Here is a 544-nt window from a genome sequence, read left to right on the forward strand (position 1 = left end):
CTGTTCGTCCTCCACAACGACATAGCCTGGCAACTCCTGCCCCTGGAGCTGGGGTTCGGCTCAGGACAGACCTGCTGGCGGCGTCTTGAGCGATGGCAGGAGGCCGGGGTCTTCGACCAACTCCACCGCATTCTGCTCGCCGAGTTGAATGCGGCCGGCGAGCTGGACTGGTCCAGAGCGTGCGTCGACGGTTCCCATGTCCGCGCGAAAAAGGGGGCGCCGACACCGGCCCGTCGCCGGTCGACCGGCGGAAGACGGGCAGCAAGCACCATCTGATCTGCGACGGACACGGCACCCCGTTCAAAGTCATCACCACGGCGGCCAACGTCAACGACGTCACCCAGACGCTCGCCCTGGTCGACGGCATCCCGCCCGTTGCAGGCCGTCCCGGCCGACCCCGCCGACGGCCCGAAGCCCTGCTCGGCGACAAGGGCTACGACTCCAACCCCAACCGTCGTGAGCTGCGAAAACGCCGGATCCTGCCGGTCATTTCCCGCAGAGGTGCCCCGAACATCCAGGGCCTGGGCAAGCTCCGCTACGTCGT

The 544-nt window shown here is 67.5% G+C and carries 2 protein-coding genes; both read left to right on the forward strand.

The genetic code is table 11. The features are described 5' to 3' along the window. Positions 1-276: a transposase gene (locus AC3ET3_RS36160; RefSeq protein ID WP_435613741.1), complete on the forward strand. Its 276-nt coding sequence runs from the start codon at positions 1-3 to the stop codon at positions 274-276. Then, the coding region (locus AC3ET3_RS36165) for a transposase (protein ID WP_435613742.1) at positions 180-544 on the forward strand (365 nt) is incomplete at its 3' end. The genes AC3ET3_RS36160 and AC3ET3_RS36165, both read left to right, overlap by 97 nt.

The organism is Streptomyces sp. bgisy159 (genome assembly GCF_057707805.1).